The organism is Streptomyces sp. NPDC029159 (genome assembly GCF_055564055.1).
Map to the genome: position 1 here is coordinate 488,226 of NZ_JBVHWT010000003.1, position 13,481 is coordinate 501,706.

Below are 13,481 nucleotides of genomic sequence, written 5' to 3' on the forward strand. Positions count from 1 at the left end.
CCGCCGGAACGGCCTCCGCGGTGACCGGAACCCGGCGTCTTCCGGGATGAGATTCCGCCGGTTCCGGTCCCGGCGTGGTGGCGCAACGGCCATGATGGGGGCATGGCGGGCCTGGAGGAGTCGGAGCAGTCGCAGCCGCTGTGCGGCACGGCTGCCACCTGCCGGGGAGTCCCCGGCGCAGCGGAGAGCGGCGGACCGGTGCCGGGCGCCCCGGGCCCCCTGGTGCTCGATCTGCTCGGCGACCCTTCCGTGGACGAGGTCCCGTTCCCCTCGCGGCCGGAATCCGCCGGTGCCGCCCGCCGCCTGACACACCGGGTCCTGTACGAACAGTGGGGCCTGTCCCCGCAACTCACCGAGAACGCCGTCCTGCTGGTGTCGGAGCTGGTCGGCAACGCGGTACGGCACACCGGTGCGCGGCGGTTCGGGCTGCGGATGCTGCGGCGCCGCGGCTGGATCCGGATCGAGGTGCGCGACCCCTCGCGCGGGCTGCCCTGTCTGATGCCGGTCCGTGAGCTGGACGTCAGCGGCCGGGGCCTCTTCCTCGTCGACACGCTCTCCGACCGCTGGGGCGTCGATCTGCTGCCGCGCGGCAAGACCACCTGGTTCGAGATGCGCACCGGCGACCGCTGACCCGCTCCCACCCGTCCCCGGATGCGCGACTGGGGCCTCCCGCAGGGTGGTGCGGGTGAGGCCCCAGTGTCGCCCCTCGGCGGACGAAAGGGGTGTGTCCGCGGGGGTGGAACGACCTGGCCCGGGTCAATGGGGGTCGTTGCGAACGACTATGACAGGTCCGGCCTCCGATGCCAAAAGTGCATTGCGGACAATATGGGGCAGTGAGGGATTTAGTCCTGGGGGATCCCAGGTGAGGTGCGCCACCGACCTTGTAAACGACGGTTTGTTTACCGGTTGCTTCGATAAATATGCGGCGTTGCGGCGGTCTCCTCGCCCGTGCCGGGGCTCCTCGCGCCGTCCTCCGCCGGGCGCCGTACCGGGCCCGACGGACCCGGTCCCGCCGCGCCGCGCGCCCGGCGCCGTGTCTCCTCCGGATGGCGGTCCGTGCTCGGGAGGCGGCGCCGCGGTCCGTAGGATGGGGCCGACCGCGGACGGTGACCGCCGCCGCGCGGGCCGACCGCGACGGCGGTGTGCGCCGGGCCCCGCGCACGCCGGGACGAGGAAGGAGGGCCATGACCACCACCCGCCGACCGGCGGCCGTGATCTGGCTGCTCCTCCTCGCCGTGACCTTCGGCCCGCTGCTCTGCCGCACCGGCGGCGACCAGTCGTGGCGGGCCGCATCGGCCGCCGCCACCACCGCCCCGCGGGCCACCGCCGACGCGCCGGCCGCCGCCACGACTGCCCCGCGCGCCGCCGCGACCCCGGCGGACGCGGACACCACGGACCTCCGCGCCGACGCCGACCCCGAGCTCGCCCCCGGACCCGCCCACCGCCTCACCGCGCGGACCGACCTCGTCGACGTCCCCCGGCGCTGTTCGGGGCGGCATGCGCCCGGGCTCGACGAGTCCGCGCCGCTGCCCGCCCCGCCCCGCGGGGAACCGCTCGCCCCCAGCGTCGCGGTACCGGCCACGACCGCCGCCGCGCCCCTCGGCCGGCCCGTCCCGGCACGCCCCGACACCGGACCTGCGGGGCCCGCCGACCCTGCCACGCTCCTGCCCGTACTGCGGATTTAGCGGCGCCCCACGGAGGCGCCGCCGTGCCCCCGTGTGCCCGTGTCCGGACCGGCCCACCGCCGTCCGGCCCTTCCGCCATCCCGGTACGACTGGAGAAACTGTGTCCACCACCCTCAGCTCAACCCGCCGTAAGCTCGCCGCCGTCGGCGCGATCATCGCGCTGCTCATCGCCGTCGTCGCCATCGGCATCGCCGCCGGACGGGCCGTCGAGGACGGCCGCGCCCCCAACGAACCGCAGGGCGCCGCCCAGGCGGCCGGAGAGGACCCGGAGCAGCAGCGCGTCTACGACAGGCTCGCCGAGCGCACCAACCGCCGCGAGGCCGGTGACGCGCTGGCCGTCGGCAAGAAGGACGCCCCGGTGGTCCTCGTCGAATACGCCGACTACCAGTGCTCGTTCTGCGGCCGCTTCACCCGCGAGACCCAGCCCGAGCTGATCAAGAAGTACGTCGACGCGGGCACGCTGCGCATCGAGTTCCGCAACTTCACCCTCTACGGCGCCGACTCCGAGCGCGCCGCCCGCGCCTCCTGGGCCGCCGGACGCCAGGGCCGCTTCTGGCAGCTGCACGACGAGCTGTACGCCAAGACCCGCAAGGGCGACGCGCTCGCCGAGGACAAGCTCGTCGCGATGGCCCGCACCGCCGGGGTCCCCGACATCGAGAAGTTCCGCACCGACCTCGACAGCGACGCCGCCCGCAGCGCCCTGAAGAAGGACCAGGAGGAGGGGTACGAACTGGGCGTGCAGTCCACGCCGTCCTTCCTGGTCAACGGCCGGCCGGTGTCCGGCGCCCAGCCCACCGCCGTCTTCGCCGACGCGATCGAGACCGCCGCGAAGGCGGCCGAGGGGAAGCCGGCGGGCAAGGGTGGCGGCAAGTGACCGACATCGGGTATCTCGCGGCGTTCCTCGGCGGCGCCCTCGCACTCGTCAGCCCGTGCAGCGCGCTGCTGCTCCCGGCGTTCTTCGCGTACTCGCTCTCCCACCCGGGACGGCTGCTCGCCCGCACCGGCGTCTTCTACCTGGGGCTCGCCACCACACTGGTGCCGCTCGGCGTCGCCTCCACCGCCGCCAGCCGGCTCTTCAACGGCCACCGCGACCTGCTGATCACCATCGGCGGCTGGGTGGTCATCGCCATGGGGCTCGCGCAGATCCTCGGCCTCGGCTTCGCCTCCCGCCGGGCCCAGGCCGCGGCCGCCCGGATCACCCCCCGCTCGGCCGTCTCCACCTTCCTGCTGGGCTGCGTCTACGGGCTGGCCGGGTTCTGCGCCGGGCCGATCCTCGGCGCCGTCCTCACCGTCACCGCGGTCAGCGGCTCCCCGGTCTACGGCGGGTCGATGCTCGCCGTCTACGCGCTGGGCATGGCGCTGCCGCTGTTCGTCCTCGCCCTGCTCTGGGACCGCTTCCGGCTGGGCAGCCGCGGCTGGCTGCGCGGCCGGGAGCTGCGCCTGGGCAGGCTGCGGCTGCACACCACCTCGCTCCTGTCCGGCCTCTTCTTCATCGCCATCGGCGTGCTCTTCCTCCGCTACAACGGGACCAGCGCACTGCCCGGCGTCCTCGACGCGGAGTCGGAGTTCCGGGTCGAGGAGTGGGCGGCGTCGATCGGCAACGCCGTGCCGGACTACGTCCTGATCGCGCTGGGCGCTCTCGTCGTCGCCGGGGTCCTCGGCCGGATCGCGCTGCGCCCGGAGAAGGAGTCGCGCCGGAAGCCGGAGAAGGACTCGGCGAAGGAGCGGGAGGGCGTCGCGGAGTGACGCGGCTGCCGTGAGACGGCACCCGGAGGCCCCGGACCGGCGCGACGCGGCGCCGGCCGGGGCCTCGGCGCGTTCCGGGGCCGCCGCGTCCCGGTCGGAGCCCCGCCCTACGCGCTGCGCCGTCGCCCCGGCTGCGGGCGGCGGTGGTGCAGGCGGATCGGGGCGTCGGCCCGTCTGCGGCGGTCATTGCAGAGCAGGCATTTGCCGTACCCGGGCGGCAGCGGGTCCTCCGGGTCGCCGTGGAGGGGATCGACCGCGCCGTGCGGATGGAGCGCACAGCCGGTCGGGCCGGTGGCCTCGCCGAGCGAACCGGCGGCGGTGAGCGCCCGGCGGAGTGCGTCGACGAGCTGGTCGGCGTCCCGCCGGGTCGGCGTGGCCCGCAGGGACGAGGCGATGTCGGAGGCGGTGGTCAGCGCGGTGCGGAGTTCGCGCAGCTGTGCGTAACCCATACCTCGGAGCGTAGGCGCCCCCACTGACAGTGGATCTTCCGCGCGTGCTTCGTGGTCTCCCATGGCCGCATCCCTGCCCGCCGCGGCCGACGTCTTAGCCCCCGGAACCTTGCTGTCGCCTTACCGGAGCATGACAGCTCCGTCACCGCGCCCGGGCCGCGCGGACCGACAGCACGAAGGGCCCGCCGGAGGGGATCCGGCGGGCCCTTCGCCTCATGTGCCGTCCGTCACGGCGCGAGCGGCAGCTCCCGCTTGTGGGCGGTGAAGCGGTAGCGGCGGACGATGGCCTCGCGCACGATCTCGTCCATCGGCCGGCCCTCCAGGAAGTCGTCGATCTGGTCGTACGTCACGCCCAGGGCGACCTCGTCCGGCTTGCCCGGGTCCAGCGTCTCCAGGTCCGCCGTCGGCACCTTCACGACCAGCTCGTCCGGGGCGCCCAGGGCCGCGGCGACCGCGCGCACCCGCCGCTTGGTCAGGCCGGTCAGCGGGACGACGTCGGCGGCGCCGTCGCCGAACTTGGTGAAGAAACCGGAGACCGCCTCGGCGGCGTGGTCGGTGCCCACGACCAGACCGTCCTGGGCACCCGCCACCGCGTACTGCGCGATCATCCGCTGCCGGGCCTTGATGTTGCCCTGGACGAAGTCCTGGTGGGCGGCGTCGCGGAACTCCAGCCCGCCGTCGATCGCCGACGCCAGCGCGGCATCGCTCGCCGGCCGGATGTCCACCGTCAGCACCCGGTCCGGCCGGATGAACTCCAGTGCCTGCTGCGCGTGCTTCTCGTCGGCCTGGACCCCGTACGGCAGCCGCATCGCGAAGAACGTCGCTTCGTGGCCCGCCTCCCGGGCGCGCTCCACGGCCAGCTGGCACAGCCGGCCCGCGGCCGTGGAGTCCACGCCGCCGCTGATGCCGAGCACCAGGGAGCGCAGGCCCGTGGAGGTCAGCCGCTCCGTGAGGAACGCGACCCGGCGCTCGATCTCGTGCCCGGCGTCGAAGGACGCGCTCACCTGGAGATCCCGGGCGATCTCCTGCTGGGCCATGGACGCCGGGTCACTCACGGCTGCTCCTCGTACTGTCGAATCCGTCGGCCGGGAAACGCCCGGCCCCCGGAAACCTTATGCCGGGTGCGCCCACTTCTTGAGGGCGGCCTTGCTCGCGAAGTCCGCGACGTCCTTGTCGAGCGGTCGGTCGGTGTACTGGTGGATCCGCCACTTCGCCTTGATCCGCGGGTGCCCGGCCTGGACGTAGTCGGCGATCCACAGACCGTCACCGGCGTACGAGGTGGTGTCGTGGTTCAGCCAGAAGCTGCGGTTGCAGTAGAGCATCACCCGGTGCGTGGGGCGGAGCTTCTTCACCTCTCGGATGAACTGGTCCTTCTGCGCATTGCTCGCGTAGGTGCCGCTGCCGGTGGTCTCCCAGTCGACGGCGAGGATGTCACCGCCGATCGAGGCGCACTTCTCGACGAAGTACCGCGCCTGCGCCGCGATGTTCCCCGGCCACAGGAAGTGGTAGAAACCGACCACACACCCGGCCTTGCGGGCCTTCGCCGCCTGCGCCGACTGGTGGGGGTTGATGTACGAGCGGCCCTCGGTGGCCTTGATGATCACGAAGTCCAGCCCGTCGGTGGAGAACGACGTGTTGTACGAGCTGACATCGACACCGTGCAGCATGAGCGGCCTCCCCGCCGTTATGACCTGCTTCTTCGAACCGTCCACTGCGTTCCAGCAGTTCAGCACGTTCACCGAGGAGGACGCCAGATCGCTGCCGAGAAGTTCCGCAGGGTGACGGCTGGTTGACGCGGAGGGAGGAAACCCTTGCCGCGTGCGGCGGTTGGGGCGGGGGAGTCGAAAAGGTGACCGAGGATCAGACGGTGGGCTGCGTGGGGTGGCGCAGTTGTTCGGCGGCGTCCGAGACGCGGTGCAGCAGCTCCACGAAGAGGGTCTGCTCGGACGGCGCCAGCGGGGAGAGGAAGAGCTGGTTCATCCGTGCGGCGCGCACCGCGAGCTTCTTGTGGACGCGGACGCCCTCGTCGGTGGCGCGCAGCGCCGCGCGGCGGCCGTCCCGGGGATCGCGGATCTTGTCGACCATCCCGCGCACCACCAGCCGGCGGATCACCTCGGCGATGGTGGAGCGGTCCAGCCCGACCCGCTCGCCGACCGTGCGCTGATCCAGCCCGTCCTCACCGACCAGGGAGTTGAGGACCGCGAACTGCGGGGAGGTGACCTCCTCGGAGACCATGGTCGTCCACAGCAGGGTGTGGGCCTGCTGGAGCCGCCTGGCCAGGGGCCCCGGATGGCTGCTGAGGTCGAGCGTGGTCACGCCGCCCCTCCTTCCCCGTCGAAGTCGGGCCCGTACGCACTGCGCGTCCGGAGCGGCACTCATTGTAGCGGCGCGTCGGGCCGTGGATGAGCGCTTCGACCAGGGCGGATGTGATACGGAAACCCGGTTCGCCGGTAGGTTTCCGCAGGCCCGGGAGGGGGTGCGGCGGACCGGGGCGGCAGTGGCCCCGGGCCGCCGTGTGCGGCGCCCCGGGGCCGTCGCTCAGCACTCGATGATGTTCACCGCGAGCCCGCCGCGTGCGGTCTCCTTGTACTTCACCGACATGTCCGCGCCGGTGTCCTTCATCGTCTTGATGACCTTGTCCAGGGAGACGTGGTGGCGGCCGTCGCCGCGCAGCGACATCCGGGCGGCGGTGACGGCCTTGACGGACGCCATGCCGTTCCGCTCGATGCACGGGATCTGCACCAGACCACCGATCGGGTCGCAGGTCAGGCCGAGGTTGTGCTCCATGCCGATCTCGGCGGCGTTCTCCACCTTCTCCGGGGTGGCGCCGAGGACCTCGGCGAGGCCGCCCGCCGCCATCGAGCAGGCCGAGCCGACCTCGCCCTGGCAGCCGACCTCCGCGCCGGAGATGGAGGCGTTCTCCTTGAAGAGCATGCCGATCGCACCGGCGGCCAGCAGGAAGCGGACCACACCGTCCTCGTCGGCGCCGGGCACGAAGTTCACGTAGTAGTGCAGCACCGCGGGGATGATCCCGGCCGCGCCGTTGGTGGGGGCGGTCACCACCCGGCCGCCGGCCGCGTTCTCCTCGTTGACGGCCATCGCGTAGAGGGTGATCCACTCCATGGCGTGCGCCTGTGCGTCGCCCTCGGCGCGCAGCGCGCGGGCGGCGTTGGCGGCCCGGCGGCGGACCTTCAGACCGCCCGGCAGGATGCCCTCCCGGGTCATCCCGCGCTCCACGCACGCCTGCATCACCCGCCAGATCTCCAGCAGCCCGGCGCGGATCTCCTCCTCGGTGCGCCACGCCTTCTCGTTCTCCAGCATCAGTGCGGAGATGGAGAGCCCGGTCTCCTGCGTCAGCCGCAGCAGTTCGTCGCCGGTGCGGAAGGGGTGCGTCAGGACGGTGTCGTCGAGCTTGATGCGGTCCTCGGCCGCCGCGTCCTCGTCGACGACGAAGCCGCCGCCCACCGAGTAGTACGTCTTCTCCAGCAGCGGCGCGCCGTGCTCGTCGTAGGCGAAGAGGGTCATGCCGTTCGCGTGGTACGGCAGGGAACGGCGGCGGTGCAGGATCAGCTGGGTCGGCTCGTCGAAGTCGATCTCGTGCGCGTCCCCTATCTCGGCGGCCAGCAGGCGCAGCCGGCCGCTCGCGCGGATCTCGGCGACGCGGGTGTCGGCGTTCTCCACGTCGACGCTGCGCGGGGAGTGGCCCTCCAGGCCGAGCAGGACGGCCTTGGGGGTGCCGTGGCCGTGGCCGGTGGCGCCGAGCGAGCCGAAGAGTTCCGCGCGCACCGAGACGGTCTGGGCGAGCAGCCCGTCCTTCTTGAGGCGGCGGGCGAACATCCGGGCCGCACGCATGGGGCCCACCGTGTGGGAGCTGGAGGGGCCGATGCCGATGGAGAAGAGGTCGAAGACGGAGATGGCCACGGTGGCGACTCCCTTGTCTGCTCGTGAGGGGCGGTGCGGACGGAGAGGGGGGTGATCGGGAGGTTGGTGCGGGTTTCGGGGTGTATCGGTGCCGACGGACGAGCGTAACCCGGACGCGGTGCGGGCCGTCGCACACGGCCCTACGGGCGGCCGTCGGCCCGGGGAACGGCGGGTGCCGGGGGCGGTGCCGTTTCCCCGGGGCCGTACGGAGCGGTCGGCGTGCGGCCCTGCCGCCGCGGCGTACGGGGCCGGGTTCCGCGACCGTTGCGCGGCCTTCGTACCGGATCGTTCCCCGTTACGGGGCAGGCAGACGGCGAGCCCGGGACCGGGGTCCCGGGCTCGTGGCCCGTACCGCCTCCGGGCGCCGCGTGGTGCGGCGCCCGGAGGCCACGGCGCGCGGTGGTGTGCCGCGCGCCCCGTCTCAGAGCGCGGGGTAGAGCGGGTGCTTCGCGGCGAGGGCGGCGACCCGCGCCTTCAGCGACTCGGCGTCGTACGACGGCTTCAGCGCCTCGGCGATGACGTCGGCGACCTCGCGGAAGTCGTCGGCGTCGAAACCGCGGGTGGCCAGCGCCGGGGTGCCGATCCGCAGGCCCGAGGTGACCATCGGGGGCCGCGGGTCGTTCGGGATGGCGTTGCGGTTGACCGTGATGCCGACTTCGTGGAGACGGTCCTCGGCCTGCTGGCCGTCCAGCTCGCTGTGGCGCAGGTCGACCAGGACGAGGTGGACGTCGGTGCCGCCGGACAGGACCGAGACGCCCGCCTCGGTGACGTCCGGCTGGACCAGGCGCTCGGCCAGGATGCGGGCGCCCTCCAGGGTGCGCTGCTGGCGCTCCTTGAACTCCTCGGACGCCGCGACCTTGAAGGAGACCGCCTTGGCCGCGATGACGTGCTCCAGCGGACCACCCTGCTGACCGGGGAAGACCGCGGAGTTGATCTTCTTGGCCAGCTCCTGGGTGGAGAGGATCACGCCGCCGCGCGGACCGCCCAGGGTCTTGTGGGTGGTGGTGGTGACGACGTGGGCGTGCGGCACCGGGTTGGGGTGCAGACCCGCGGCGACCAGACCGGCGAAGTGCGCCATGTCGACCATCAGGTACGCGCCGACCTCGTCCGCGATCTTGCGGAAGGCGGCGAAGTCGAGCTGGCGCGGGTAGGCGGACCAGCCCGCGACGATCAGCTTCGGGCGGTGCTCACGGGCGAGGCGCTCGACCTCCGCCATGTCGACCAGGTTGGTCTTCTCGTCGACGTGGTAGGGCACCACGTTGTAGAGCTTGCCGGAGAAGTTGATCTTCATGCCGTGGGTGAGGTGACCACCGTGGGCGAGGTTCAGGCCCAGGATGGTGTCGCCCGGCTTGATCAGCGCGAACATCGCGGCGGCGTTGGCCTGCGCACCGGAGTGCGGCTGGACGTTGGCCGCCTCCGCGCCGAAGAGCTCCTTGATGCGGTCGATGGCGATCCGCTCGACCACGTCGACGTGCTCGCAGCCGCCGTAGTAACGACGGCCGGGGTAGCCCTCGGCGTACTTGTTGGTGAGAACCGAGCCCTGCGCCTCCATGACCGCGACCGGGGCGAAGTTCTCCGAGGCGATCATTTCGAGGGTGGACTGCTGACGGTGCAGCTCGGCGTCGACGGCGGCGGCGACGTCGGGGTCGAGCTCGTGGAGGGAGCTGTCGAGAAGCGACATGGGTCTTCTCCTGGAGGGTCAGGGGGGCGCGGAGCGCTTCGGTACGGGCGGCGGCCGAGTGGCGGACTCAGCCGGCGGTGAAGGCGGTGTACTCGTCCGCGGAGAGCAGGTCGCCCGGCTCCGCGGTGACCTTCACCTTGAACAGCCAGCCGCCCTCGAACGGGGCGGTGTTCACCAGCGAGGGGTCTTCGGTGACACCCTCGTTGACCTCGGTGATCTCGCCGTCCACCGGCGCGTAGAGATCGCTGACCGACTTGGTCGACTCCAGCTCGCCGCAGGTCTCGCCCGCGGTGATGGTGTCGCCCACCTTCGGCAGGTCCACGTAGACGACGTCGCCGAGCGCGTTCGCCGCGTGCTCGGTGATGCCGACCGTCGAGACGCCGTCCTCGGCGTCCGACAGCCACTCGTGCTCCTTGCTGTAGCGCAGGTGCTGGGGGTTGCTCATGGGTCGATTCTCCTGTACGCGAGGGTGTGGTGGTGAAAGGGGTCTTGCACAGTGAGACACACCGGTGGCGGCCGGGCCGCACCGGCCCGGCGCGGCGGCCCCATCGGTGGTGAGGTGTCCCGCTACGGGCCACTTCGCCCGCAGGGGAGGCGGGCTACTTCTCCCGCTTGTAGAAGGGCAGCGCCACGACCTCGTACGGCTCGTGGCTGCCACGGATGTCGACCTTGACGCCCTCGGTGCCCGGCGCGGCGTGCGCGGCGTCGACGTACGCCATCGCCACCGGCTTGCCGAGGGTGGGCGACGGCGCGCCGGAGGTCACCTCGCCGATCACGGTGCCCTCGGCGTCGACCACCGCGTAGCCCGCGCGCGGCACCCGGCGGCCCTCGGCGATCAGGCCGACGAGCTTGCGCGGCGGCTGCTCCTCGGCGCGCGCGGCGGCCGCCTCCAGCGCGGCGCGGCCGACGAAGGCGCCGCCGTTGGAGGTCTTCTCGAACTTCACGACCCGGCCCAGACCCGCGTCGAACGGCGTGGTCGCCGTCGTCAGCTCGTGGCCGTAGAGCGGCATGCCCGCCTCCAGCCGCAGCGTGTCGCGGCAGGACAGCCCGCACGGCACCAGGCCCGCGTCCTTCCCCGCCGCCAGCAGCGCCTCCCAGAGCGCGGCCGCGTCGTCCGGCCGGACGAACAGCTCGAAGCCGTCCTCGCCGGTGTATCCCGTACGGGCGATGAGCGCCGGCACCCCGGCGACCGTGCCGGGCAGTCCGGCGTAGTACTTCAGCCCGTCCAGGTCGGCGTCGGTGACGGCCTTGAGGATGCGGGGGGACTCCGGGCCCTGCACGGCCAGCAGCGCGTAGGCGTCGCGGTCGTCGCGGATCGCGGCGTCGAAGCCGCCGGCCCGGGCGGTCAGCGCGTCCAGGACGGTCTGCGCGTTGGAGGCGTTGGCGACGACCATGTACTCCGTCTCGCCCAGGCGGTAGACGATCAGGTCGTCGAGGATGCCGCCGTCCTCCCGGCAGATCATGGTGTAGCGGGCGCGGCCCGGCTTCACCGAGCCGATGTTGCCGACCAGCGCATGGTCGAGGAGGTCGGCCGCCTGCGGGCCGGTGACGGTGATCTCGCCCATGTGGGAGAGGTCGAAGAGACCGGCGCGGGTGCGGACGGCGACGTGCTCGTCGCGCTCGCTGGCGTAGCGCAGCGGCATGTCCCAGCCCGCGAAGTCGGTCATGGTCGCGCCCAGCGCGCGGTGGACGGCGTCGAGCGCGGTGCGGCGGGGGGCATCGGTCATGGTGGGCTCCCGGACAGGATGAGAGGGCATGTCTCCCCATCTGTCATCGGAACCTGAGAGGTTCACCGGAATCCCGCGAACGGGCCGGTTTGCACCTTGGGTGGAACCGCCTCCCGGACCGGGCCGCGGCTCGCTTTTCAGATCTGCCTCGCCCGCGCGGTATAGGGGCCTGAGAGATTCAAGGGAGGACTTGCTCCTTCGGCGCCCCGGCGCGCGGCCGGGGACTCTCCCGCGCGGATTCAAGCGGCCGGTATGCAGTTGACCGTGCACGGCGGAACACCGGAGTGCACGTGGCGCCGACATCATTGCACGGGAACGCCGCACGTAGGAGCCCCGACCCGGAACCCGCCGGGCCGACCGGACGGAGCGCCTCCGCGCGACCCGTACCGCACCGGGACCGGGCACCGGAACACCCCACGCCTTGAAGCGCATTACCTTTCCTTGACACTGTGCGGGGAGGGGACGGGGCGCCGCCCGGACCCGCCGAGGGGGAGGGGCGATCACGGTGCAGAGCGACGCCATGCGCACGGCCATGCCGGGGGCCGGGGGCACCGCGCCACCCGGTCTCGTCCCCGCGCCCCGCACACCCCGGGAGCCGCGCCCGGACGGCCCGCGGGCGACGGCCCCGGCCCGCGGCGAGGCGCCGGCGCCCGCCGCCTCCGCCGTCACCGACCTGCGCTCCCGCCCCGCCGCCGCGCTCCCGGCCGAACTCCGGTTCCCCGCGGGCGCGGTCGTCGTCGTCTCCGGGCTGCCGGGCAGCGGCAAGAGCACCCTGATGCACCGCGCCGTCCCGGCGGCCGACGACGGCGGCGCCCCCGTCCACCGCGTCGACTCCCAGGACGTGCGCGAGCGCTGGGAGCGCGGCCGGCTGCGCCGGGTGCCGTACGTCCTCTACCGGCCACTCGTCCGGGTGGCGCACTACCTCGGGCTGCGCCGGGTGCTGCGCTCGGGGCGGGGCGCGGTGGTGCACGACTGCGGGACGCAGCGCTGGGTGCGCCGCTGGATCGCCCGCGCCGCGCGCCGCGGCGGGCGCCGTCCGCACCTGCTGCTGCTCGACGTCCCGCCGGAGGTGGCCCGGTGCGGCCAGCGCTCGCGCGGGCGCAGGGTGTCCGGCTACGCCTTCGCCCGGCACCGTGCGGCCGCCCGGCGGCTGATCGGGGACGCGGCGGCGGGCCGCCCGCCGCGGGGTTTCGCCGCCGCCGTACTGCTGGACCGGGCCGCCGCGGACCGGCTCCGCGCGCTCCGTTTCGACGGCGGCGGCCCCGCGGCCCGGGCGGCGGACGCGGTGCCGCCGTCACTCGTCTAGGGTCGGTCGTCACACTCCCGTTCACGCCCTCCGGGCGATGACGCGAGTGTGGTGACACCCCCTAGGGTGTGTCGGCCAGAGCGCGCGGTACGGAAGCGGATGGATGGACATGAACTTTCCCGAGCAGGGGATCGAGCAGGGAATACCGCAGCTGGCGTGGCCCGCCAACGAACTCGAAGAGGTCCTCGCGGCCTCGGTCGGCCACCCCGGCGCGGGCGGCCGGATCGTGGAGGTGCTGGGCCGCAGCCGGGTGTGGGTGCCGCTGCCCAACGGCGGCGGCCCGGACGCCGCGGACCCCGGCGGCCGGGGCCTCGACCTGCCCACCATGCTGATCGACGACGTGGCGTACGTCCCGGTGTTCAGCTCCGAGCAGGAGTTCCTGCGGACCGTCGGCGCGCACATGTCCTTCACCGTCGCCCCGGCGCAGGAGTTCGCCCGCGGGCTGCCGCCGCTGCTCGGTATCGCCGTCAACCCCGGCGGCACGGTCGGCAGCACGCTGCCCGCGCCCGCGGTGGCCGAGCTGTGCCGGGAGACCGGGGCCGGGGGGCCCGCGCCCGTCGGCGGCCGGGTGCGGCTCTTCGAGCCGGACTGGCAGGAGGAGCCGGTGGACTTCCTCGCGGCCGCGGGGCTGGAGTTCTCCGCCGTCGGAATTGTCCGAACTGCCCGACGTGCCCTGGCGAGTGTGGAGGGCGACACGCCCGCACTTTTCGTCGGAGTCGAGATCGACACCACCCTCGCCGACCCCTATGACGACGCCACCCGCGAGGTGGCCGTCACGGCCCTGGGACGCGCGCTCGGCGCGGTACCGGTGGCCTGGCCCGTCCAGTTGGTGCTGCTGGACGTCGCCCAGGGCGACCCGGTCGCCGACTGGATGGGCGCGCGCGTACGGCCCTTCTACTCCCGCGACCACTCGTAAGCTGGACGGACGACGGGCGGGCGTACCCCACGCGGCCGCCGGAGAAGGGA

At 73.2% G+C, this 13,481-nt stretch carries 14 protein-coding genes and 1 riboswitch; of the genes, 6 read left to right on the top strand and 8 right to left on the bottom strand.

What is annotated here, in order from left to right; translation table 11 throughout:
- The first annotated feature begins 102 nt into the window (after window positions 1-102).
- The 4 genes from ACZ4U4_RS09165 to ACZ4U4_RS09180 all read left to right on the top strand — a co-directional run bounded on the left by ACZ4U4_RS09165 (window position 103) and on the right by ACZ4U4_RS09180 (window position 3,431).
- The gene (locus ACZ4U4_RS09165; RefSeq protein ID WP_467870677.1) at window positions 103-630 is read left to right on the top strand and encodes an ATP-binding protein; all 528 of its coding nucleotides are present in this window, start codon (window positions 103-105) and stop codon (window positions 628-630) included.
- A 554-nt stretch (window positions 631-1,184) separates the two neighbouring features.
- On the top strand, window positions 1,185-1,685 hold the full coding sequence (locus tag ACZ4U4_RS09170; RefSeq protein ID WP_467870679.1) for a hypothetical protein: 501 nt from the start codon (window positions 1,185-1,187) through the stop codon (window positions 1,683-1,685).
- A gap of 100 nt (window positions 1,686-1,785) precedes the next feature.
- Window positions 1,786-2,559, top strand: a complete 774-nt coding sequence (locus ACZ4U4_RS09175) for a DsbA family protein (protein WP_467870680.1) — start codon at window positions 1,786-1,788, stop codon at window positions 2,557-2,559.
- Window positions 2,556-3,431, top strand: coding sequence for a cytochrome c biogenesis CcdA family protein (locus tag ACZ4U4_RS09180; RefSeq protein WP_467870681.1), 876 nt, complete (start codon window positions 2,556-2,558; stop codon window positions 3,429-3,431). The genes ACZ4U4_RS09175 and ACZ4U4_RS09180 overlap by 4 nt, the downstream gene beginning before the upstream one ends.
- A 107-nt stretch (window positions 3,432-3,538) precedes the next feature.
- On the opposite strand, the gene ACZ4U4_RS09185 is transcribed toward ACZ4U4_RS09180, so the two are convergent.
- The 8 genes from ACZ4U4_RS09185 to gcvT form a co-directional block, all read right to left on the bottom strand.
- On the bottom strand, window positions 3,539-3,880 hold the full coding sequence (locus ACZ4U4_RS09185; protein WP_467870683.1) for a hypothetical protein: 342 nt from the start codon (window positions 3,878-3,880) through the stop codon (window positions 3,539-3,541).
- A gap of 227 nt (window positions 3,881-4,107) precedes the next feature.
- A complete protein-coding gene (gene nadE, locus ACZ4U4_RS09190; protein ID WP_467870684.1) occupies window positions 4,108-4,935 on the bottom strand; it encodes an ammonia-dependent NAD(+) synthetase in 828 nt (275 codons plus the stop codon).
- 57 nt (window positions 4,936-4,992) lie between these two features.
- Window positions 4,993-5,547, bottom strand: a complete 555-nt coding sequence (locus tag ACZ4U4_RS09195; protein WP_391640165.1) for a GH25 family lysozyme — start codon at window positions 5,545-5,547, stop codon at window positions 4,993-4,995.
- 193 nt (window positions 5,548-5,740) lie between these two features.
- Window positions 5,741-6,196, bottom strand: a complete 456-nt coding sequence (locus ACZ4U4_RS09200) for a MarR family winged helix-turn-helix transcriptional regulator (protein WP_467870687.1) — start codon at window positions 6,194-6,196, stop codon at window positions 5,741-5,743.
- 222 nt (window positions 6,197-6,418) lie between these two features.
- Complete coding sequence (locus tag ACZ4U4_RS09205; RefSeq protein WP_467870690.1) at window positions 6,419-7,801, bottom strand: L-serine ammonia-lyase; 1,383 nt, start codon at window positions 7,799-7,801, stop codon at window positions 6,419-6,421.
- Between the two features lie 421 nt (window positions 7,802-8,222).
- Window positions 8,223-9,482 (bottom strand): serine hydroxymethyltransferase, encoded by a 1,260-nt coding sequence (glyA, locus tag ACZ4U4_RS09210; protein WP_467870692.1) that lies wholly within the window; start codon window positions 9,480-9,482, stop codon window positions 8,223-8,225.
- A gap of 67 nt (window positions 9,483-9,549) precedes the next feature.
- The gene (gcvH, locus tag ACZ4U4_RS09215; protein ID WP_467870695.1) at window positions 9,550-9,927 is read right to left on the bottom strand and encodes a glycine cleavage system protein GcvH; all 378 of its coding nucleotides are present in this window, start codon (window positions 9,925-9,927) and stop codon (window positions 9,550-9,552) included.
- Window positions 9,928-10,081: 154 nt separating this feature from the next.
- Entirely contained in the window at window positions 10,082-11,209 is a 1,128-nt protein-coding gene (gene gcvT / locus ACZ4U4_RS09220; RefSeq protein ID WP_467870698.1) for a glycine cleavage system aminomethyltransferase GcvT, read from the bottom strand.
- A 147-nt stretch (window positions 11,210-11,356) separates the two neighbouring features.
- Window positions 11,357-11,451: riboswitch (glycine riboswitch) on the bottom strand.
- A gap of 263 nt (window positions 11,452-11,714) precedes the next feature.
- Between gcvT and ACZ4U4_RS09225 the strand changes: the two genes are divergently transcribed.
- Complete coding sequence (locus ACZ4U4_RS09225) at window positions 11,715-12,515, top strand: AAA family ATPase (RefSeq protein ID WP_467870700.1); 801 nt, start codon at window positions 11,715-11,717, stop codon at window positions 12,513-12,515.
- Window positions 12,516-12,624: 109 nt separating this feature from the next.
- Window positions 12,625-13,431, top strand: a complete 807-nt coding sequence (locus tag ACZ4U4_RS09230) for an enhanced serine sensitivity protein SseB (RefSeq protein ID WP_467870948.1) — start codon at window positions 12,625-12,627, stop codon at window positions 13,429-13,431.
- Window positions 13,432-13,481: the final 50 nt, after the last annotated feature.